This is a genomic window from Streptococcus sp. Marseille-P7375, from assembly GCF_902460365.1.
In the GTDB taxonomy this organism is placed as follows: Bacteria; Bacillota; Bacilli; order Lactobacillales; family Streptococcaceae; genus Streptococcus; species Streptococcus cristatus_I.
In genome coordinates this window covers 153,840-175,241 of the sequence record NZ_CABPTR010000002.1, presented here as the reverse complement: position 1 = coordinate 175,241, position 21,402 = coordinate 153,840, and the positions used below count along the sequence as shown (strand labels likewise).

Here is a 21,402-nt window from a genome sequence, read left to right as displayed (position 1 = left end):
GTGAGGTAAGAGATGGATTTAGAGAAGCTTGAAAGGGAGACCAGACAGATCGCTACAGATGTCTTGGACAAGGCGGGTTTGGTCAAGGGAAATATTTTTGTCCTAGGTCTATCTTCTAGTGAAGTCATGGGGGGACACATTGGCCAGCATTCCAGCAGGGAAGTCGGTCAGGTCATTGTCAAGACCTTGTTAGATATCCTGCAAGCTCGGGGGATTTACTTGGCCGTTCAAGGTTGTGAGCACCTCAATCGTGCCCTAGTCGTGGAACGAGAATTGGCAGAAAAGAAAGATCTAGAAATTGTCAATGTCCTGCCTAGTCTACATGCAGGCGGGAGTGGCCAGCTAGCGGCTTTTGACTATATGAAAGATCCTGTGGAGGTTGAGTTTATCACAGCCCATGCTGGCTTGGATGTAGGAGACACGTCAATCGGAATGCATGTCAAGCATGTTCAGGTTCCGATTCGCCCTCAGCTACGCAGTTTGGGTCAGGCTCACGTGACTGCCCTTGCTAGTCGTCCCAAGTTAATTGGCGGAGCCAGAGCCTCTTATATCGAAGATAGGATTCGAAAATCTTAGTAGGATAGTAGAAAGAGGCTGGGACAAAAGTCCTAGCCTCTCAATTGTCTTTGGATTGTCGAGCAAGACTCAGTGGTTGAGTGGGCTCTACTACGCTGATTTCATCAGCTTTTACAGCCCTACTCAACTGTGCGGAGGTGGGACGACGAAATCGAATTCTAACGAATTACCGATTTCTGTCCCACTCTCTTTTCCCAAATGGTAGACTTTGCCTGTCGATTCTCGTGCTGGCGAGGAAAATAAATCTACAGTTATAGGGGAATAGTGTCTGCTGAGAGCTGGGCAATGGTCAAAAAAGAGTAAAAAGTGGCTAAGATTTCAGCGTATGAAAGGGGAAAAAGGCGAAAAATAAAAGGTGTCGCTTGAAAAAACTGCTACTTATGTTATAATGGATTGTATGCAAAAAATTTGAAGGAGAACTGACAGAATGTCTGTATCATTTGAAAACAAAGAAACAAATCGTGGTGTATTGACTTTTACTATCGGTCAAGACCAAATCAAACCTGCTTTGGATCGTGCTTTTAATGCAGTTAAGAAAAATATCGCTGTACCAGGTTTCCGTAAGGGTCATATTCCTCGCCCAGTCTTCAACCAACGTTTTGGTGAAGAGTCACTTTATCAAGATGTCTTGAATGCATTGCTTCCAGCAGCTTATGAAGCAGCTGTAAAAGAAGCTGGTCTTGAAGTGGTTGCACAACCAAAAATTGATGTGACTTCAATGGAAAAAGGTCAAGAATGGGTGATCACTGCTGAAGTTGTGACAAAACCTGAAGTGAAATTGGGTGCTTACAAAGACCTTGAAGTATCTGTAGACGTTTCTAAGGAAGTTACTGATGCTGAAGTTGATGAGCGCATTGAGCGTGAACGCAACAACTTGGCTGAATTGGTTCTGAAAGATGGAGCAGCAGCTGAAGGTGATACAGTTGTCATCGACTTTGTTGGTTCTGTTGACGGTGTTGAATTTGACGGCGGAAAAGGCGATAACTTCTCACTTGGACTTGGTTCAGGTCAATTCATCCCAGGCTTCGAAGACCAATTGGTTGGTCACTCAGCTGGTGAAACAGTAGACGTTGTTGTAACCTTCCCAGAAGACTACCAAGCAGCTGACCTTGCTGGTAAAGAAGCTAAGTTCGTTACAACAATCCATGAAGTAAAAGAAAAAGAAGTTCCAGCTCTTGATGATGAACTTGCAAAAGACATCGACGAAGAAGTTGAAACTCTTGCTGAATTGAAAGAAAAATACCGTAAAGAATTAGCAGAAGCGAAAGAAGCAGCTTACAACGATGCAGTTGAAGCAGCAGCGATCGATCTTGCAGTAGAAAATGCAGAAATCGTTGACCTTCCAGAAGAAATGATTCACGAAGAAGTTCATCGCGCTGTGAACGAATTCCTCGGCAACATGCAACGTCAAGGTATCTCTCCTGATATGTACTTCCAAATCACTGGTACAACTCAAGAAGACCTTCACAAACAATATGAAGCAGATGCTGCAGCACGCACTAAGACGAACCTTGTTGTAGAAGCAGTTGCGAAAGCAGAAGGCTTTGAAGCTAGTGCTGAAGAAGTTGAAGCAGAAATCACTTCATTGGCAACAGACTACAACATGGAAGCAGACCGCGTTCGCCAATTGCTTTCAGAAGAAATGCTTAAACATGATATCGCTGTTAAAAAAGCAGTTGAAGTCATCACAAGCACTGCTAAAGTAAAATAATAGCTTCTAGTCAGCCCTAGTGGATGACAAATGCAAGCATAGGAGAGAACAATTTGTTCTCTCTTTTTTTGATGTTAGAGAGCTTATTTCAAAATAAGAACTGTTCAAGAGAGATGTGTGGAACTTAGATATCGACTAGTCGCTTTTCCTATAGACTCATGGCAACTTAGGCCTCGGTCGGTCACTTTCCTTTAGATTTTAAGGTAAATGATACTTTAGATAACTGTTCATCAAAAGCAATTGTCTGACGAGGGGGGATTTCTTTCTGTTTGGAAAACGGCTAGCGGAACTGGCTAGTCTAGCTGGTTTCTAAGTCCCAAATAAGGAATTATTTCAAAAACAAATAGGATACCAAAATGCAGTTTTTTGCTGATTGCTGAGAAATGCTAGACTGTCATAGAGAGATATTTAGCTTTTAGACAGATTTTTTGGGGGAGCTTGTGATATACTGTTAGTATGGAAAAAAATGATATTGTTTACGGCGTGCATGCTGTGACCGAGGCCTTGATGGCCAATACGGGAAATAAACTTTATATTCAGGACGACTTGCGTGGCAAAAACGTGAGCAAGATCAAAGATTTGGCGGCAGAAAAGAAGGTTTCTATCTCTTGGACACCCAAGAAAACCTTGCAGGAGATGACGGATGGAGCTGTTCACCAAGGCTTTGTCTTGCGGGTATCGGAGTTTGCCTATGCAGATTTGGTGGATGTTTTGAAAAAAGCGGAGCAGGAAGAGAATCCTCTGCTATTGATTTTGGATGGCTTGACAGACCCGCATAATCTAGGCTCTATCTTGCGCACGGCTGACGCTACCAATGTCACGGGAGTGATCATTCCTAAGCATCGAGCAGTTGGTGTGACACCCGTTGTGGCCAAGACCTCTACGGGGGCTATCGAGCATATTCCTATTGCCCGTGTGACCAATCTCAGCCAGACCCTGGACAAGCTCAAGGAAGCTGGCTTCTGGATTTTTGGGACGGATATGCAGGGGACGCCTGTTCATAAGTGGAATACGGCAGGCAAGCTAGCCCTCATCATTGGCAACGAAGGCAAGGGCATTTCCAGCAACATCAAGAAGCAGGTGGATGAGATGCTGACCATTCCTATGAATGGTCATGTTCAAAGCCTCAATGCCAGCGTCGCAGCGGCCATTCTCATGTATGAAGTCTTTAGAAATCGGGTGGGCTAATGCAAGTACTTGGAAGCTATCTGTTAGAGAAATATCAAACAGAAACGTTTGAACCGATCATTTATGATATCTATCATAATAAAAGAGAAGATAATTATTGCTTTTGCTTTGAAATCACTGAGGAAGCAGATCAGTATCCCTTAGAGGATTTATTGACCCAATATTCCTTGAATTGCACGGATTTATACGGTCAAGGAAGTCAGGTAAATGGCTCTTTGAAATACCTAATTGAGGTCGAAACCTTATCCATTGATAAGGCGGATTTCATCAGCATTCTCAATCTTTCTACAATTTTAAATAAAGAGATTGTTAATTATGTAAAAGGAAAATATGAGTGCCTTGCTGAAAAGAGGTGTATGAGCTCCTTTTATATGGGGAACCAAAAAGTGAAAGTTCCTGTGCTTGCTTGTAGAAATGATAACTCTGGGATGGTTTCTTTTCAAAATAAATATCCAGAAGGACAATTAACAAATTTATTTTTAGAAGATAAAAAATATGATGTTGAGTGTTTAGATGGGGAATGGACCTGTATTGAATTACTTGATGGTAAGGCAAACTTGATTTTAAAAGCTTCACAAGATGAATATTTCCAATATATTTTTGATTTGAAAGGTTTTCAAGGTGTCAGTCCTGTTCTAGACTGACCGAGCGAAATAGCTTTCCTAAAAAGCAAGAAATTTCTAATAGCTAGTCCCGGCATGTTGGTAGGAAAATCACCAGGAATAGCCCGCTTATGTCCATGGAGAAGCCTTCTCTGTGGCAACTAAAAAATGATGGAGAAAAAAGATGACCTTTAAAATTTTAACGGATTCGACGGCAGACTTGCCGGAAAGCTGGACCCAAGAACATGATGTGCAGGTTCTGGGCTTGACCATTCAGCTGGACGGCCAAACCCACGAGACCGTCGGACCGAATAAGCTGACCAGTGAGCAGCTTTTAGCCAAGATGGAGTCTGGTAGCAAGCCGACTACCAGCCAGATCAATGTCGGCCAATTTGAAGATGTTTTCCGCCAGTATGCTCAGGAGGGCACAGCGGTTCTCTATGTGGCTTTTGCTTCAGCCCTGTCTGGAACCTACCAAAGTGCAGTCATGGCGCGGGAGATGGTTTTAGAGGATTATCCTGAGGCGATCATCACCATCCTTGATACCAAGGCGGCTTCGATGGGTGAAGGGCTCTTGGTCATGAAGGCTGTAGAAGCGAGAGCAGCAGGTCAAAGCCTAGAGCAGACGGCAGACTTGCTTCAGAGTCTAGTGCCTAGAGTTCAGACCTATTTCTTGGTGGATGACCTCAACCACCTTATGCGGGGTGGCCGTATTTCCAAGGCAGCGGCTCTCATGGGAAGCTTGGTCAATATCAAGCCCATCATCGCGGTGACAGCTGATGGAAGTCTGGATTCGGTCGCTAAGGTGCGAGGCAAGAAGAAGGCGCAGGCTGAGGTGGTTCGGATGACCTTAGAGACGATTTCTGATCCGCGGGTGGTGGTCGCCTATGCGGGTGAAAAAGAAGTTGCTGAAACTGTCAAGGAGCAGCTTTTAGCTTCTGGCCAGGTTACAGAAGTCCTTATCCTGCCTCTTGGTCCCGTTATTTCGACGCATACTGGGCCAGGTACTCTAGGACTCTTTAGCATTAGCAGTGAACTTTCAGACTAAATAGAAATGAAATCGTTATTTTATAAATAATTGCATCAAATATATTGACTTTTGGTTAGAAAATTTGGTATGATAGTAGGCGGTATTGTTTACCCCATTTGTAAGGCCCCGGAACCTTTCAAATAACCCGCGGACCGGAACATCCGCCCTGTAAACAAAAACGATATTCATATAGGAGAAATCATGAACAAAACAACATACATGGCTAAGCCAGGTGAAGTTGAACGCAAATGGTATGTAGTAGACGCTACTGATGTACCTCTTGGACGCCTTTCTGCAGTTGTAGCAAGCGTACTTCGTGGAAAAAACAAACCAACATTCACACCACACACTGATACAGGTGACTTCGTAATCGTTATCAACGCTGAAAAAGTTAAATTGACTGGTAAAAAAGCAACTGATAAAGTTTACTACACTCACTCAATGTACCCAGGTGGTTTGAAGTCTATCACTGCTGGTGAACTTCGCTCTAAGAACGCTGTTCGTTTGATCGAAAAATCAGTTAAAGGTATGCTTCCACACAATACTCTTGGCCGTGCTCAAGGTATGAAGTTGAAAGTATTTGTAGGCGCTGAGCACACTCACGCTGCACAACAACCAGAAGTTCTTGATATTTCAGGACTTATCTAAGGAAAGGAACAATAAAGTATGTCACAAGCACAATATGCAGGTACTGGACGTCGTAAAAACGCTGTTGCACGCGTTCGCCTTGTTCCAGGAACTGGTAAAATCACTGTAAACAAAAAAGATGTTGAAGAGTACATCCCACACGCTGACCTTCGTTTGGTTATCAACCAACCATTCGCAGTTACTTCAACTGTTGGTCAATACGACGTTTTCGTAAACGTTGATGGTGGTGGCTACGCTGGTCAATCAGGCGCTATCCGTCACGGTATTGCTCGTGCCCTTCTTCAAGTAGACCCAGACTTCCGCGATTCATTGAAACGCGCAGGCCTTCTTACTCGTGATGCTCGTATGGTAGAACGTAAGAAGCCAGGTCTTAAGAAAGCTCGTAAAGCTTCACAATTCTCAAAACGTTAATCGAACCGATTATATCAACGTTTCAAAGCACTCAAAAGTTTACCTTATGGGTGCTTTTTTCGTGTTTTTTTGAAAAGTTTACCTTATTTTCACCTTATTGTTTTAGAGACTTTAAAGCAAATTCATCTACTGTCATAGGAACTATATTAGAAGTATTTACATAAATCTGTGTTGTTCCTGTGTCACTGTGTATTAGAGCTTCGGAAATGGCTTCTAAGCTCATTCCTGCCTGTTTAGCGAGTGTTGCACCAGTATGACGTAATTTGTGTGGTGTAGCGTGTGTAAGCTCTGGGTGTCGCTTTCTGATAGTTTTCATCTTATTATTGAGATAGTCAGCATGTAAAGGCTTGTTGATGTTTCCTCTAGTGTCTATATAAGTAAAGACAAACTGTTCAGGTAGTATGTCTTGCATGCTGTTTACTTCTTGTCTCTTGTTTTAGGCTTTGAGATAATAGCGACAACAGAAGTAGTTGTGGATTATTTTTGTGAATGTTCAAATTAATCATTAGAAAATTGTTGGCAGTTGAGAGCTCTAAGTAAATTATTTTGATACAATTTATGGTCGCACATAGATAGTATGTCACAAAAGAAACTACGGCTCGTTAAAAATTCCATTTTTTCAGAGATAGGTCTCTTTTTACATGATTTACCTATTAATATTAGTAAATGTTAAGGATAAGTATTCTTTTTATTTTTTGGCGAATACCGGCTTTTTTGCCACAAATGAGTATCAACATCTTTCGAATGGAATAGTTGACAACTGTTTTTAAGAATTATACTATTGAATTGAATAGATAAGGAGTTGATTTGATGCAAGAGACAATGATTGATTACAAACAAAATATTTACCAAGAGCTATCTCGCTTAACAAAGGGGCTAGGAAGTGAGAAGCGTCTTGATATTTTAAATATATTATCACAGGGGCCAAAGACAGTTGAGGGAATTGCGCATGCGACGGGTCTCTCTGTTGCCAATACTTCGCGCCACCTTCAGGTTTTAAAAGAAAGTCACTTGGTGGTGACGAGTCGAAATGGTAATTTTATCCGTTATAGCTTGGCTTCTGAAAAGGTTGTCCAGTTAGTCCTTCTGTTATTTGCCGTCGGTGAAGAACAGTTAGCAGAAGTCAGAGCGATTGAGTCAGACTATGATGAGGCAGCTGGTGTTCCTCAGATTGAGCTCGCTAATGCAATTGAATTAGCAGCTAAGACAGATGCTCTCCTACTTGATTTAAGGCCTGTTGAGGAGTATGAGGCAGGGCACTTGCCAAAAGCTCTTAATTTACCAATCGATGAGTTTGATCAAAAAAAAGCTCAGCTTCCCAAAGAGAAGACCATCATTGTTTATTGTCGCGGGCGCCAATGTGGCTATGCTAACCTAGCAGCACAGGATTTACAGAGTTTAGGCTACAGTATCTATAGTCTCAATCGCAGTTTTGCTGATTGGAAGTGGGGTACATCCTCTCGTTCAGAACTTGACTAAGGTGTATTCCTTAGTCTTTTCTTATAACCGGAGACTCGTGAGCAAAATCATTGCAAAATAGATTTAGTGTGCTATAATTCAATTATTCAATAAAAAAGTTGAATTTCTTTTTTACTCAACCTATTCAACAATTTTATTGAATTACATCTTTGAAATACTTCTTATTTAGTATCTCAAAGAAACTAAGTGATACAAATTGGATTTTCAGAAGGGCTAAGTTAACCTTTTTGAAATTCATTCTTTTATTCTTATGCTATTCAATTATATGATTGAATAGAAGCGATTTATTTTAGATAGGAGTTTTTTATGACGACACAACTAACAACCGAAACATTTGCGAAATCTATCCAAAATGGGGTAAGTTTTATCGATTTTGGGGCGCAGTGGTGCCCACCTTGTCGGATGATGGAGCCGGTAGTGGAAGAACTTTCACAGGACTTTGACGGAAAAGTAACGGTTGCTCAGGTGGATGTGGACCAATCACAAGATCTGGCCAATCTCTTTGGCATTCGTTCTATCCCAACAATGGTGATTTTTAAAGATGGCAAACCCGTTGATGCTCTTGTTGGTGTTCATCCTAAACAAACATTGATGGAAAAAATCCAAGCACAGTTATCATGAGGTGATTTATGTATGATGCAATTATTGTAGGCTCAGGACCTGCAGGTTACACAGCTGGCATTTATTTAAGTCGAGCTGGTTTGAAAAATCGATTGATCACAGGCTATTCTGAGGGGGGTCAATTAACCACCACAACCCTTGTAGAAAATTATCCAGGTTTTGAAAACGGGATTGATGGCAATAAATTAGTCCAAACAATGCGCCGCCAAGCAGAACAGTTTGGCACCGAAATGACCTTTGGATTTGTTCAAAAAATTGAAGGCGAAAAGTCTCCTTTCGAGGTACATCTGGATAATGGTGAAATCATTGATATCAAGGCCGTTATTATCGCAACAGGCTCTAGCGCTAAATACCTAGGTATTGAAGGCGAAGAAGAGGCCGTCGGAAAAGGTGTCAGCGCTTGTGCGACCTGTGATGCTTTCTTCTATAAAGAGCGTGAAGTCCTTGTAGTTGGCGGGGGTGATGTCGCTATGGAAGAAGCCCTCTATTTGACACGCTTTGCATCGAAAGTGACCGTTGTCCACCGCCGCAATGAGTTACGCGCATCTGATATTATGGCCAAACGGGCTCAGGCAAATGATAAAATTCATTGGATGTTAAATTACACGCCTATCAAAGTTACATCTAATCTGATGGGAATGACTGGTTTGGATGTTCGTAATAATGAAACAGGTGATATTGAGCACATTCAGGCTGACGGTCTCTTTGTGGCCATTGGTCATCAGCCAAACACCGATTTTCTTGATGGAAAATTAGCATTGGATGATAAAGGCTATATTCAAACACAGGCAGGAACAGCAAAGACCTCTGTTGCAGGTATTTTTGCAGCTGGTGATGTGCAAGATCCAAAATACCAACAAGCCATTACTGCAGCAGGTAGCGGTGCCATTGCTGCCCTAGATACATTGGCCTATATTGATAACCTATGATGAAATCAGTCACATCTAGTATCGAATTAGAAGAACTGTTAGCCGAACATCAAAATCTAGCTCTTCTTGTTTCAGGAAATCAATGCAGTCTATCGTCTCTTTGGCAAAAAGAACTCATAGACACGGCTGAACGAGAGCATTTGGTGCTTTACCAAGCAGATATTTTTCAAGTGCCCCGTCTTATTTCTTTATTTGGCATTCAGCCTACCCTGACGAGTTTATTAGTCTTTAAAAAGGGTCAATTGGTTGATAAGAAAGAGGTTTAAATGGCAAGAAAAGCTTTGATACAAAGGAAAAAGAAGGCCTATCCGGTTCAAGAATACTCACGCTGTTTGGCATGCGGCCGCCCGCATTCGGTTTACCGCAAGTTTAAACTTTGTCGGATTTGTTTACGCCAGCAAGTTTACCAAGGTGTCATTCCTGGGTTGAAAAAAGCTTCTTGGTAGTGGAAAGAAAGGAAGAAATATGGAAATTAGTTACTGGTCAGATATTGCCTGTCCATTTTGTTACATTGGTGCTAGTCGGATGAAGCGTGCTATGGCAGCTGTTGGTTTAAACCCGGAAGATTTGACAATGAAAGCTTACCAGCTAAATCCCAATGCGCCTTTAGAAACAAGTGAAACCATGCTCCCAGAGTTTGCTGCCAGTCACGGTATGACCACTGAGCAAGCTAAAGCTCAGTTTGCGCACATGGAAAGCATGGGAAATGAAGAAGGGCTTCGTATTGATATGGCGGGGATTATCCCAACCAACACCTTTTCAGCTCACCGTCTTATTAAATGGTCGCAGAAGTATTTAGATAAAAAAGATCATCAAAATTTCATTATGGCCTTGTACTATCTTTACTTTGAAGAACATGCCAATATTGCGGATCATTCTGTGTTACTAGCTGTTATCAGTGAGTTCGCTCTACCACAAGAAGAGGCAGCGCAGGTTCTTGCTGGCGATGCGTTTGCTGACGAGGTCAAACGTGATATCTTAGAAGCCCATCAATCAGGCGTTCAAGGTGCACCTTTCTTTGTTCTGAACAATAAGTATGGCATTTCAGGTGCTCAGCCTTATGAATACATGTTAGCGGTATTAAAACAAATTCAAGCAGAGGAAGGAGCACAATAAAATGATAGATACCCCTTTTCAACTACTAGACAGCAATTCAGAAGAGACAGGTTTAGTTTGTGGGATTGATGGCTGCAGCATAGAGCCCTCAACACAGCCGTTAGAAACTCACTCTCAGCCATTAGAAAAAAGCAAAAAAGCAGTCATTAGGAGGGCAGAATGGAAAAACAAAGGGTAGAAGCCTTGTCAGATGCTATATTGGCCATTATTGTCACAATTATGGCCTTGGAGTTACAGTTACCTGAGGAATTGACCGTAGTAGGACTTAGAAGCATGCTACCCATGCTTTTTATCTACATTACTAGTTTTTTGCAAATCATGGTAGTCTGGCTATATTATCATGAACTCTACAAATTAGTAGATCATGTCAGCTTTCGTTTATTTGGAGCCAATAGTTTTTGGCTTTTAGCAGCTAGTTTTGTTCCCTTAGCGACTCGAGGGATTGGACAGCATTCCGCTAATTTTGCCTTTCTCCTGTTTTACCTCATCGTTCTTGCCCTTTGGGATGTAGCTTGGATAATCATGACAGCAATGGTGATCAAGACGAGTCAAAGACCGTTATCAGCTGAAGAAAAAATGATACCTTATCGGTGGGCACTATTATATGGATTGCAGCTAGTGATCATATTATTAGTTGGTTATCTTTTTCCAAATCTCATTTCTCTTGCCCCGCTACTGATGATTGTTAATGTTATCTATGGTTTTTTAAGCAACAAATCTTGAAAAAGACTAAAAATAATGGCTAAATAGCATCGGTTATAAAAACCAGGTCTTAAGAAAGCTCGTAAAGCTAGCCAGTTCTCTAAACGTTAATTCGTTGCTGGACAGCAGAATACAAACGAAAACACTTTGCATATTGCAAGGTGTTTTTCTATAAGAACTGGCGGTGCGCAATTAGGATAGCTCTAGCGACTTTAGTCGCATAGAGATATGCTATGCACAGTTGCCCCAAGAAAACAAGCGAAGCGATGTTTGATTGGATGGCAACCACTGCACTCAAAACGTTCTTCGAAAGAATTACTATACTTACAAAGAGCACCTTTCGGGGTGTTCTTTTTTATCGACACTTTGTAGATTTATAATTGGGCATCTCCTTGAATGGTATCAGGTAAATGAAAAGATTCGTTGATAATATCCTATTTCTTCGTACTTTAGTCTAATACCTATAATGTAAAAAACTCTAGCTATCAGGTAGTTGATAGTTAGAGTTTTTTTCTATTCATATGATTTAATGAAATTAAATAAGGCCTCTACTTCTGATGATGGCGTAGCTGATTTGAGATAAGCGTAATAAACTGTAAATGTTATCCGGTCCTCCGGTATTAGAGGGATTTTTATTAAATCATCATCTTCATCAGAAAGTGCGATATCAGCCAGTAAACTAACGCCAATCCCTTTCTTTAAAAGTTCTTTAATAATGATAATGTCGTCACTCTTAAAGAATATTTCTGCCTTGTTTTGATACTTTTGATTAAGTAGTTCAAAAGCTTTCAGGTGAACAAAGTGTTCGTCTAAGAGTATAAAGGATTGATCTACTAATTCTTCAAAAGTGAGGGAAGGAGCAGTAGCAAGAGGATGGTTCTTAGATAAAACGACATAAAGTTCTTTATGAAAGAGTTCATGCGTCTCTATTGAAGGATGATTGAGTGGTTCAATCAATCCGAGTAAGCTCGCATCTAATTCTCCCTTAAGGAGAAGGTTTAATAATTCTACGGATCCACCACGAATAGGACGTACCTTTTTTAAAAAATCAAATTCAGTTTCTTTATTTAAGACAGTGAAAAGATACTGAATGATAATAGGAGGGAATCCTACAGTAGAGCAATGCGCCAAAGAGCGATCAATTTCTTTGCGAGTAGAAATGACCTCAGGTAAAATCAGTTCTGTATGCTTCAGAAGGATTTGTCCTTGATTAGTTAGTTTAAAGGAGCGATGTGAAGGATCATGGTGAATCAATTTGCAATTAAAAGATTCCTCTAAGCGCTTGATGGCATAAGAAATAGATGGTTGGCTGACTTTGTGTTGTTTTGCTACTTCTGTATAGGATTGAAGCTGGCAGAGGTCATAAAAATATTGTAGATCTTTTAAATTCATATAGGCTCACTTTCATTAGTTGGAGAAGGAAAAAAAGCGAAAATCACCAGATAAATGATTTTTATCTGTATCATTGAATTTGACTATACGGACCTTCACCAGTTACAATGTAGATGAGTCAGGAGTATCAGAGATTGTCTAATATACTTTCGAAAATAGCTAACATCTTTTCTCGTTTATCAGTAGGAAGTTGTTTAATCTTCATGTTGATTCTTTTGAGTGAAAGATTGTCAGTCTTATCAGAGGTTGATTCAAGGCTATCAAAATTGAAAAATTCCTCTGGGGTCATCTCTAGGGCGTCAATCACTTTTTCAAGACTGTGAATGGTCAGATTCACATTTTGGTTTTCTAGTTGGTTGATATACTTAAGCCCAAGTCCCGCTTGTTCCGAAAGTTCTTCCTGGCTTATTTTGTTTTGTGTTCGAAAATATTTCACCTTTTTGGAAATATATTGTTGTAAATAGTTTTTAGTTGTCATATAAATAGAATACAAGTTTTGTATGACAAAAAAACACCTTAAAAAATACGAAGTATTGTATAAAAAACTTAAATGATATTTATCTATTGTAATTTGCTTTATCAATTTATATTTTGGTATGGCTCTATTTGTCCTATGGTAAAGAGCGATTACCGAGTATTGAAATTTATAACATAAAGAGGTTAAAGAATCACAAAATGGTGCTTTGAGTAATAACCTACAGAATAAAGAGTTTTCAAAAGCACTTTACTTCTAGACTCATTATAACATATACACTAACGATTGTATTTTTTAAATAACAAAGTTCGTATCAAAATACATATCAAGTGGTATAATATTATCAAAAAGGAGGTTGCACTATGACTGCACATGATATTTTAAACAACCCTTTCCTCAATAAAGGTACTGCCTTTACCTTAGAGGAGCGAAAGGAACTAGGTCTTATTGGTTTATTGCCACCTTATGTTCAAACCATTGAAGAACAAGCGGCGCAAACTTATGCACAAATGCAAACAAAAGTAAATGATTTGGAAAAACGTCTTTTCCTAATGGAAATTTTTAATACCAACCGTACTCTTTTCTATTATCTCTTTTCTCAACATTTGGAAGAATTCAATCCAATTGTATACGATCCAACCATTGCAGATACCATTGAAGGCTATAGTGATCTCTTTGTAGATCCCCAATATGCGGGATATCTTGATATCAATCATCCTGAAAATATTGAAGCCACTTTGAAAAATGCTGCTGGTGATCGCGAGATTCGTCTCATTGTTGTAACAGATGCAGAAGGAATCCTTGGAATTGGAGACTGGGGAACAAATGGTGTCGATATTTCTGTTGGGAAATTGATGGTCTATACTGGCGCTGCTGGAATCGATCCTTCTATGGTCCTTCCTTTAGTCATTGATGCAGGGACTAACCGTGAAGAACTTTGTAACAATCCTAATTACTTAGGAAATCGTCACGAACGGGTCCGCGGAGATCGTTACTACGACTTCATTGACCAATTCGTTCAAACAGCAGAACGTCTCTTTCCTAAACTCTACCTTCACTGGGAAGACTTCGGTCGCTTGAATGCTGCGAATATTCTAGAAAAGTACAGGAAACAAATTCCGACCTTTAATGATGATATTCAAGGTACAGGAATTGTTACCTTAGGTGGTATCTTTGGTTCATTGGATATTAGTGGTGAAAAATTAACCGATCAAGTTTATCTCTGCTATGGTGGTGGTACTGCGGGTGCAGGAATTGCCTCTCGTGTTCTTCGTGAAATGGTGAGTGAAGGTCTTTCCGAAGAAGAAGCTTATAAACGTTTCTTTATGGTTGATAAACAAGGTCTTCTCTTTGATGACATGGATGACCTAACTCCTGAACAAAAACCGTTTGCTAAGAAACGTGCCGACTTTAGTAACGCAGACAAGTTGACTGACCTGCTTGAAGTAGTGAAGACTGTGAAGCCAACCATTCTTGTAGGAACTTCAACTCAACCTAATACCTTCACTAAAGAAATAGTAGAAGCTATGTGCGAAAATACTGAACGTCCAATGATCTTCCCATTATCAAATCCAACCAAGCTGGCCGAAGCAAGCGCCAAAGATTTGATCGAATGGTCAGATGGCAAAGCTTTTGTCGCAACAGGAATTCCTGCTGATACGGTCTCTTATAAAGGTGTAGACTATGTGATTGGTCAAGCCAATAATGCCTTGATTTACCCTGGTCTTGGTCTAGGTATGCTGGCTTCTGAAGCAAGTCTTTTAACAGATGAAATGATTGGAGCGGCGGCTCATTCGTTGAGTGGTATTGTCAATCCAGGCCAACCAGGAGCTCCTGTCTTGCCACCATTCAAGTATGTAGCAGATGTTTCTATTAAAGTAGCTGAAGCAGTCGCTAAAAAAGCGCAAGAACAAGGTCTTGCACGTGCTAAGGAAACAGATATGGCCAAAGCAGTTCGTGATTTGAAGTGGTATCCAGAGTATAGATAATTCATTCCTGCTGCTATCCTTCTATAGCGACAGATTTATATGGGCTGTGGACTTAAGAAATTTAGAAAGGATACCTATGTCACTCTTTTTAACCTCGATTACGAGTATCATTCCGATTATTGCTATTATTGTTTTGGGGTATATTCTTCAGGTGAGGGGATGGTTTGGAGATGACTTTGGTCCCAATCTGTCTCGTTTGATCATGAATGTAGCCTTGCCAGCGTCAATTTTTGTGTCGGTGATGAAATACCTAACACTAGATAAACTAATCAGTCTTTCTGGAGGCCTCCTTTATACTTTTGTGGCCTTTATCTTAGGATATATGGTAGCTTATATTGCAGTTATGCTTTTCAAGATCCGTCCAGGACGACGAGGAACCATGATTAATACCTTTGTTAATGCCAATACTATTTTTATCGGTTTACCTTTAAATGTTGCTCTTTTTGGGGATCAGGCTCTTCCTTATTTCTTAATTTACTATATCACCAATACGATTTCCACCTGGACATTGGGCGTGTATTTGATGACGAGCGACAGTAAATCGGGTCAAAGCAAGAAGACAAGTAAATTTGACTGGAAGAAATTGCTACCAGCTCCGCTTGTAGGTTTTCTTGTGGCTCTAATAGTTTTGATTCTCCGAATTCCTATTCCAGATTTCGCAACGAACACCTTAACCTATGTTGGAAATATCGTCACTCCCTTATCTCTGATTTATATTGGTATCGTTCTTGCTAAGGCAGGCTTGAATACCATTGCTTTTGATAAAGATACAATTGTCACTTTAGTTGGACGCTTTATCCTAGCTCCTCTAATCATGCTTCTTGTCTTGAAGTTCTTTGCCCCAAATATGGCGGCAGTAGAATTTAAGACCTTTATGATTCAGTCCGCGACACCAGCTCTAGCTGTTCTCCCAATCCTTGCTAATCAAGGAAAAGGAGATGTGGAATTCTCTACGAATGTAGTGACTCTAAGTACGGTTCTATTTATCGTTGTTATTCCAATATTACAAACTTTATTAGGATAAGAAGGAAGAGGATAGGATTGAAAGTTCTGCGTTAAGAAATTTCCTTATTTAAAAAATATTGATCCAAATTTTATGAAATTAATCAGTAGATATCGTTCTGAAAAGCCTTGATAATACGCTGTTTTTAGTCCAACTGAAACCCATACTTTCCAAACCAGGTCTTAAGAAAGCTCGTAAAGCTAGCCAGTTCTCAAAACGTTAAGAACCAGCTATAATACAGCATTTACAACACTTCATGGTTCACACCATGGGGTGTTTTTTGACGTTTTCTAACAAAATTCACACCACTTTTCACACCAAATTCAGGCTCTTTTCTACCATTTGTCAATTCTATCAAGGCTTTAAGTAAAAAAAGAGATAAGACAGTAGCTATTCTGAGGTTACTGTCTTATTTTTAACACTTTTTGATCCATAAAGGGCATGCTAAAAAACACCTCATCTGGTATTTTTGTCAACTGTAGTGGGTTACCAAAAGTCATACTCTGGAGAGGACAAGATTTGTTCTCTCCTTATAAACAATCGCTTCATTTTGAAAATCAGGAAAGCGTTGTTTACGGATCTAGTAAAGCAAATAATAGCCAAGAAGGCAATGCAATGTTTGGTGGCTTCTTCTTTATCGGTATCTTCCTATCCATTATCTTTATGGTCGGTACTGTATTAGTCATCTACTACAAACAAATCTCTGAAGGATATGAAGACCTCGAACGCTTTGTAATTTTGCAAAAGGTTGGTTTGGATCAAAAGCAGATCAAGCAAACTATTAATAAGCAAATCTTGATCGTTTTCTTTCTTCCTGTAATCTTTGCCTTCCTCCATCTGGCCTTTGCTTATCATATGTTGAGCTTGATTCTAAAGGTCATTGGAGTAGTCGATGCGACCATGATGTTGACGATAACCTTATCAATCTGTGGAATCTTTGCACTCATCTATGTTTTAATCTTTATGATTACTTCAAGAAGTTATCATAAGATTGTTCAAATGTAAAAAATAATAATGCAATAGAGTGCCTAGAATATAAACATACAGAGGAGATACCGTTTTTTCTTTTTCGGATAAGGAAACAAAATTTTCTTCCTTTCTCTATCTTTTAAATTGATATATTTTTGCAGAGAAAGACTGTAAAATTTTTGATATAATGTTAAGGATAGACTGACGGATGCTTAAAGGATAATTTTCAAAAGAATGACAGGTGAGCATTAAAAATATGTAAGATTGGACAGAAGTCTCTCTACCATCATCCAGGCAGAAAAAATTATATGAAATAAAAGGAGTAACCAATGTCCGGAAACTATTCAACACGTGAATTCCGCGAGAAACTATATGATGACCTTCATGTTCGATTAAGAGATACAGTGATTTTGATGTGTGCGATTTTTATTGCCTCTATAGGTCTAAATATGAATTCAACAGCTGTCATTATTGGAGCCATGTTGATTTCCCCTCTTATGACACCGATTGTTGGACTGGGGTTTGGTTTAGCTATTTTTGATACGCGTTTAATCAAACAATCTCTAGAGGTTTTATTTACTCAAGTATTAGTCAGTTTGCTTGTATCGACTCTGTATTTCTGGATTTCTCCCTTATCTTATGCAAGTAGCGAGTTGATTGCACGAACCTCTCCAACCATTTGGGATGTTCTCATTGCTATTGCTGGTGGGATAGCAGGTTTTATTGGTTCAAGGAAAAAAGAAGCAAACAATATCGTACCAGGAGTAGCCATCGCAACAGCTCTGATGCCACCTATCTGCACTGCAGGATATGGTTTAGCTAATGAAAATGTACGATTTTTATTTGGGGCTCTTTATCTTTTCTTGATCAACTGTGTCTTTATCATGCTAATCAACATTGTTGGAACAAGAATTATGATGAGAAAATCTCCCTTAAGTTCATTTAAAGAGCTAAATATTAAAATGAGAATTGGGTTGATCTCCTTGATTGTATTATTGGTTCTTCCAGCCAGCTATTCAGCAGTTACTCTGACGATGGATCAAGCGCGAAAAGAAGGGATCAAACAGTTTGTAGGAAAAGAGTTCGCCAATCATACAGTCATAAATCAAGTCTACAAGTCAAGGAATAATGAATTGGTCTTGACGGTCGTTGGAGATCCGATTTCAGAAGAAGAATTAGAAACAATTCGCCAAAAACAAGCCTCTTACGGTATTCAATCTGTTCAATTGAAAGTCAATCAAGTCCATAATTCGACAAAATTAGATAGTGAAGCGACCAAGGAATTTTATGAAACCATTGACAAGTATATCGATCAAAAACTCTCTGAAAAAGATTCACAAAAAGATCTCGTAAAAGAAAATGAAGCAGACAAGGATTGAGGACGATGAACTGAATAGGTTTAGAGTTGCTGTCTGAAGAAAATAGTCTAGATGTCTATTCTTTTGAAAAAGAAAATCGGGAGTATTTTGAGCGAAATTTACCTCCCAGACCAGCTAACTATTTTGATCCAGAAGGTTTTAAAAAAATTACAGCGGAATTGTTAATGGAACAAGAAAATCATGACACCTACATGCATCTTATTAGAGATTCGCAAGGCATGATGGTCGGAAGAATCAATTTAAGTGTTTTAGGGAGCGATAGAAAAACAGCAGAACTTGGATATAGGATTGGAGAAAAATATACTAATTTAGGTTATGCCAGCGAAGCGGTTAAACTCGTTTTAGACAAGGCATTTCATACTTATGGTTTAAATAGAATTGTTACAGGAACGGCAACGGATAATCTGGCCTCTAAGAGAGTGCTTTTAAAAAATGGTTTCACCTTTAGTAGGATCATAGAAAATGACCTACAAATGAATAATGAGTGGGTTCATACAGCGGTATTTGAGATAATGAATCTATAACATCATCATTCCCGGTTTACTGACAGGATAGATGGAGTTATCAACCTTTGCAGACATTCAAGAATTTTCATCAACTGTTTGATTAGCGAATCAGCTGTAATTACATATGCTTTTGTTACCTGTTTATCACTATGAGTTAAGGCTCCAGAAACAGGCTGTAGTGAAACTCCAGCTTGTTTTGTTAACCTGGCTCCTGTGTATCTTAGTTTGACATTCATGAGATAGTTTTATTCTCTTCTGAAAAATCGATGCCTTAGCAATATAGAAAAAGCACTCTCATCCCTAGTTCTGCTAAAAGCATTGGATAAGAGTGTTTTTCTATAAGAACGATAGATGATGATTATTCTTCGTCTTTTTTGATAATGTTTTTAACGCCTTCGATAGCACCTTCAACAGCGCCTTTTGCGTCTTCAGCAACTTCTTTCGCTTTTGAAGCTAGTTTTTCAGCAGTGCCTTCTGCTTGAGTTTTTGTATCGCCAGTAAGTTTTCCCAATCCTTCTTTGAGAGAACCTTTAGCTTGGTTGAATTTTTCTTCGATTGACATGGAAATTTCCTCCCTTTATTAAATGTATTATCTAAGTTGGATGCGGTTTGATACTCATTCAAGCGAGATAATACATACAAGTATAGACTCTTTACTAAGAAAAAGCAAATAACTGCTACGAAATGACAAATAATTTTTAATAAGTCACGACATTAATTTCGCCTTTGTCATATTCTGCAATGAAGATATCGGAGACATTTTCAAAGCCTTCTTTTTGTAATTCGGTCATCAACCATTCTTCTGACTTGCCGATAGTTTCTAAGATTTCAAGTTGGACAACTCCATCGGTAATGATTGGATATTTCGGATTTTCATCGCCAATTCTTACGATAATCAACTGACCATTTTGCTCGATAACGGCTCTTTTGACTTCTTTCAGTTGGAAGACTCCTTGGGAGCGTAATTTCAGAGCGACGTCTGATGCGGATAGCCCTTTTGAACGACAGGCTTCAGGATCTAGTTTACCGTTTTTGATGATAATGGTTGGCTTCCCATCAATCAGATGCTTGATGTAGGAAACATTGGTGTTCAGCCATTTTAAGAGCAAAATCAGAATAGTCCAGATGATTAGGATGATTGCATATTGAAGGATAGTAATGGAGCTATTGTAGATGATCCCGCCGATAATGCCACCGAGAACAAAGTTTTGTACTTGGTCTGTTGCAGAGCTTGGTGCTAAATTTCCCTTACCTGTCATATTGATGACAAAAACGAGAGAAACGAGTCCCAAAGCTAACTTAATCGCAATTGTAATAAAAAAGCTCATTATTTTTCAACCTCCACGAGTTCAACGTCTGATTTGTACAGTTCCATTTTTTCTAATAAATAGCTATCCTGATCGGTTCCGCTAATAGCACGGTAGAATTGTTTGCCAACCTTAATGATAGCTCCATCTGTTGTAGCTGAAGTGTTGACGTAGACTTCTTCTTTCTCAACGCCTAATTCTTTTGAGACAACCTCAATAAAATGCAAGGAGCTACGGAATTGATTGTCATTTGACTGATTGTTTTGGAAGTTAGTAATGCTAATCAAAACAGTGGCTACTAAGGTCAAGATAGAAATAATGGACAGTTCGCGAAACTTACTTCCTCGTCTGTCTTTATAGGCCTTAAAGGCGAAAAATCCCGTCACCAAAACCAAGCAGGCTGATACAATCACCATCACCCAATTCTGCTGGCTAATCTGACTCAGTACATAGTCATATGAATAGAATTTCATAAGATCCCTCACTTTTTTTGAATTCAAGCTATTATAAAACAATTTAGCGGCTACATCAATAGCTTTATATCGGAAAAATAAGGTTTTCTAGAACTTGTTTGAAATATGAGTTTGACTGCTGGTGATCTTTCAAAAAGATACTGTATATTCTCAGGTAAAATATTTGCTTCATTCGAGTTTCCAAACTGCCAATAGAACTTGACAAAATCATTCAGAGTGCTAGAATAGGAGACAGGTAGAGGCCGATTTAGCTCAGTTGGTAGAGCAACGCACTCGTAACGCGTAGGTCACAGGTTCGATCCCTGCAATCGGCAGAAAGAAAACCAGCACCTTTTTATGGGGTTGCTGGTTTTGTTTATATAATTCTTATAAAGAAGTAAGAAAAGTTAGGCCACCTAATATCACTCCCGCAGCATTGGGAATAATGAGGATCCAGTCTTTTTTAGGTTCTTTTGTCCAACCGTAGATAACCCAAATCAGGCAAGAAACCGCTGCGAATAGTGGTTGGAAAGGTTGAGCTTTGGATCCTTGTAAGTTTGCGATAATTTGTGGAATATAAGCGACGAATACAAGAATTCCAATAAAAGCTCCAATAGATCCGACAAAACGATTAATTTTTTGTTTTGACATACGATACCTCCTGAACGTCCATTATATCAAAACGGAAAAAATTGTCAAATGAGACGTAAGCCAGTATGGAGAATAAGTTTTAGTTTTTATCTAAAACTAAGAGAAAGAGCCAAGTGTGGTTTGAGAAGTAGCGTTAGAATTGTTCATACCTGGTTTATCCATTGTTAGGCTGGATAGAGAGCTTATGATCATAGAAATAGTAGTAAATCAGTATTGTCGTGTTGATAAAAATGGGTAATGATTAATTTCTTTGAAGCCTTATGCTGG

Annotated in this window: 24 protein-coding genes, 1 tRNA gene and 2 pseudogenes; 20 read left to right on the top strand and 7 right to left on the bottom strand. The window is 39.4% G+C overall.

The window, feature by feature from the left end; translation table 11 throughout:
• Positions 1 to 12: 12 nt before the first annotated feature.
• The 7 genes from FZ954_RS06285 (at position 13) to rpsI (ending at position 6,166) form a co-directional block, all read left to right on the top strand.
• Positions 13 to 576 (top strand): TIGR01440 family protein, encoded by a 564-nt coding sequence (locus tag FZ954_RS06285; protein WP_148877762.1) that lies wholly within the window; start codon positions 13 to 15, stop codon positions 574 to 576.
• Between the two features lie 427 nt (positions 577 to 1,003).
• The gene (gene tig / locus FZ954_RS06275; RefSeq protein WP_125371121.1) at positions 1,004 to 2,287 is read left to right on the top strand and encodes a trigger factor; all 1,284 of its coding nucleotides are present in this window, start codon (positions 1,004 to 1,006) and stop codon (positions 2,285 to 2,287) included.
• Positions 2,288 to 2,743: 456 nt separating this feature from the next.
• Positions 2,744 to 3,475: a 23S rRNA (guanosine(2251)-2'-O)-methyltransferase RlmB gene (rlmB, locus tag FZ954_RS06270; RefSeq protein ID WP_148877761.1), complete on the top strand. Its 732-nt coding sequence runs from the start codon at positions 2,744 to 2,746 to the stop codon at positions 3,473 to 3,475.
• Positions 3,475 to 4,119 carry a hypothetical protein gene (locus FZ954_RS06265; RefSeq protein ID WP_148877760.1) on the top strand — a complete coding sequence of 215 codons (645 nt, stop codon included), beginning with the start codon at positions 3,475 to 3,477 and terminating at the stop codon, positions 4,117 to 4,119. The genes rlmB and FZ954_RS06265 overlap by 1 nt, the downstream gene beginning before the upstream one ends.
• Before the next feature lie 142 nt (positions 4,120 to 4,261).
• Positions 4,262 to 5,125 (top strand): DegV family protein, encoded by an 864-nt coding sequence (locus FZ954_RS06260; RefSeq protein ID WP_148877759.1) that lies wholly within the window; start codon positions 4,262 to 4,264, stop codon positions 5,123 to 5,125.
• Positions 5,126 to 5,308: 183 nt separating this feature from the next.
• A complete protein-coding gene (gene rplM / locus FZ954_RS06255) occupies positions 5,309 to 5,755 on the top strand; it encodes a 50S ribosomal protein L13 (protein ID WP_003026230.1) in 447 nt (148 codons plus the stop codon).
• 18 nt (positions 5,756 to 5,773) lie between these two features.
• On the top strand, positions 5,774 to 6,166 hold the full coding sequence (rpsI, locus tag FZ954_RS06250) for a 30S ribosomal protein S9 (protein ID WP_002902303.1): 393 nt from the start codon (positions 5,774 to 5,776) through the stop codon (positions 6,164 to 6,166).
• Between the two features lie 94 nt (positions 6,167 to 6,260).
• Here rpsI and FZ954_RS06245 read toward each other — a convergent pair.
• Positions 6,261 to 6,563: pseudogene (locus FZ954_RS06245) on the bottom strand (tyrosine-type recombinase/integrase); the annotation flags it as partial.
• Between the two features lie 413 nt (positions 6,564 to 6,976).
• Here FZ954_RS06245 and FZ954_RS06240 point away from each other — a divergent pair.
• From FZ954_RS06240 to FZ954_RS06210, 7 genes are all read left to right on the top strand, one after another.
• Positions 6,977 to 7,645, top strand: a complete 669-nt coding sequence (locus tag FZ954_RS06240; protein WP_021143446.1) for a metalloregulator ArsR/SmtB family transcription factor — start codon at positions 6,977 to 6,979, stop codon at positions 7,643 to 7,645.
• A 306-nt stretch (positions 7,646 to 7,951) separates the two neighbouring features.
• Positions 7,952 to 8,266 (top strand): thioredoxin, encoded by a 315-nt coding sequence (gene trxA / locus FZ954_RS06235; protein ID WP_148877757.1) that lies wholly within the window; start codon positions 7,952 to 7,954, stop codon positions 8,264 to 8,266.
• 8 nt (positions 8,267 to 8,274) lie between these two features.
• Entirely contained in the window at positions 8,275 to 9,195 is a 921-nt protein-coding gene (trxB, locus tag FZ954_RS06230; protein ID WP_148877756.1) for a thioredoxin-disulfide reductase, read from the top strand.
• Positions 9,192 to 9,461 (top strand): hypothetical protein, encoded by a 270-nt coding sequence (locus FZ954_RS06225; RefSeq protein WP_148877755.1) that lies wholly within the window; start codon positions 9,192 to 9,194, stop codon positions 9,459 to 9,461. The genes trxB and FZ954_RS06225 overlap by 4 nt, the downstream gene beginning before the upstream one ends.
• Positions 9,462 to 9,641, top strand: a complete 180-nt coding sequence (locus tag FZ954_RS06220) for a type Z 30S ribosomal protein S14 (protein ID WP_014677714.1) — start codon at positions 9,462 to 9,464, stop codon at positions 9,639 to 9,641. It begins immediately after the preceding gene.
• 19 nt (positions 9,642 to 9,660) lie between these two features.
• Positions 9,661 to 10,311 (top strand): DsbA family protein, encoded by a 651-nt coding sequence (locus FZ954_RS06215; RefSeq protein WP_148877754.1) that lies wholly within the window; start codon positions 9,661 to 9,663, stop codon positions 10,309 to 10,311.
• Between the two features lie 159 nt (positions 10,312 to 10,470).
• A complete protein-coding gene (locus tag FZ954_RS06210; protein WP_148877753.1) occupies positions 10,471 to 11,034 on the top strand; it encodes a TMEM175 family protein in 564 nt (187 codons plus the stop codon).
• 492 nt (positions 11,035 to 11,526) lie between these two features.
• On the opposite strand, the gene FZ954_RS06205 is transcribed toward FZ954_RS06210, so the two are convergent.
• Together FZ954_RS06205 and FZ954_RS06200 are read right to left on the bottom strand one after the other, a co-directional pair.
• Complete coding sequence (locus FZ954_RS06205; RefSeq protein WP_148877752.1) at positions 11,527 to 12,405, bottom strand: LysR family transcriptional regulator; 879 nt, start codon at positions 12,403 to 12,405, stop codon at positions 11,527 to 11,529.
• Positions 12,406 to 12,532: 127 nt separating this feature from the next.
• Positions 12,533 to 12,883: a helix-turn-helix domain-containing protein gene (locus FZ954_RS06200; protein ID WP_148877751.1), complete on the bottom strand. Its 351-nt coding sequence runs from the start codon at positions 12,881 to 12,883 to the stop codon at positions 12,533 to 12,535.
• A 359-nt stretch (positions 12,884 to 13,242) separates the two neighbouring features.
• Between FZ954_RS06200 and FZ954_RS06195 the strand changes: the two genes are divergently transcribed.
• The 5 genes and pseudogenes from FZ954_RS06195 to FZ954_RS06165 all read left to right on the top strand — a co-directional run bounded on the left by FZ954_RS06195 (position 13,243) and on the right by FZ954_RS06165 (position 18,743).
• On the top strand, positions 13,243 to 14,868 hold the full coding sequence (locus FZ954_RS06195) for a malolactic enzyme (RefSeq protein WP_148877750.1): 1,626 nt from the start codon (positions 13,243 to 13,245) through the stop codon (positions 14,866 to 14,868).
• Between the two features lie 76 nt (positions 14,869 to 14,944).
• Positions 14,945 to 15,892: an AEC family transporter gene (locus tag FZ954_RS06190; RefSeq protein ID WP_148877749.1), complete on the top strand. Its 948-nt coding sequence runs from the start codon at positions 14,945 to 14,947 to the stop codon at positions 15,890 to 15,892.
• A 543-nt stretch (positions 15,893 to 16,435) separates the two neighbouring features.
• Positions 16,436 to 16,876 (top strand): annotated as a pseudogene (locus FZ954_RS06180) (ABC transporter); the annotation flags it as partial.
• A gap of 293 nt (positions 16,877 to 17,169) precedes the next feature.
• Positions 17,170 to 18,219 (top strand): DUF389 domain-containing protein, encoded by a 1,050-nt coding sequence (locus FZ954_RS06170; RefSeq protein WP_148877746.1) that lies wholly within the window; start codon positions 17,170 to 17,172, stop codon positions 18,217 to 18,219.
• A 26-nt stretch (positions 18,220 to 18,245) separates the two neighbouring features.
• The gene (locus FZ954_RS06165) at positions 18,246 to 18,743 is read left to right on the top strand and encodes a GNAT family N-acetyltransferase (protein WP_262366231.1); all 498 of its coding nucleotides are present in this window, start codon (positions 18,246 to 18,248) and stop codon (positions 18,741 to 18,743) included.
• A gap of 340 nt (positions 18,744 to 19,083) precedes the next feature.
• On the opposite strand, the gene FZ954_RS06155 is transcribed toward FZ954_RS06165, so the two are convergent.
• From FZ954_RS06155 to FZ954_RS06145, 3 genes are all read right to left on the bottom strand, one after another.
• Positions 19,084 to 19,287: a CsbD family protein gene (locus tag FZ954_RS06155; RefSeq protein ID WP_148877744.1), complete on the bottom strand. Its 204-nt coding sequence runs from the start codon at positions 19,285 to 19,287 to the stop codon at positions 19,084 to 19,086.
• A gap of 136 nt (positions 19,288 to 19,423) precedes the next feature.
• Positions 19,424 to 20,053 (bottom strand): DUF421 domain-containing protein, encoded by a 630-nt coding sequence (locus tag FZ954_RS06150; RefSeq protein WP_148877743.1) that lies wholly within the window; start codon positions 20,051 to 20,053, stop codon positions 19,424 to 19,426.
• Positions 20,053 to 20,505, bottom strand: a complete 453-nt coding sequence (locus FZ954_RS06145) for a DUF3290 family protein (RefSeq protein ID WP_148877742.1) — start codon at positions 20,503 to 20,505, stop codon at positions 20,053 to 20,055. The genes FZ954_RS06150 and FZ954_RS06145 overlap by 1 nt, the downstream gene beginning before the upstream one ends.
• Positions 20,506 to 20,746: 241 nt before the next feature.
• Here FZ954_RS06145 and FZ954_RS06140 point away from each other — a divergent pair.
• Positions 20,747 to 20,819, top strand: a tRNA-Thr gene (locus FZ954_RS06140).
• 52 nt (positions 20,820 to 20,871) lie between these two features.
• On the opposite strand, the gene FZ954_RS06135 is transcribed toward FZ954_RS06140, so the two are convergent.
• A complete protein-coding gene (locus FZ954_RS06135) occupies positions 20,872 to 21,135 on the bottom strand; it encodes a SemiSWEET family transporter (RefSeq protein ID WP_005591744.1) in 264 nt (87 codons plus the stop codon).
• Positions 21,136 to 21,402 lie beyond the last annotated feature (267 nt).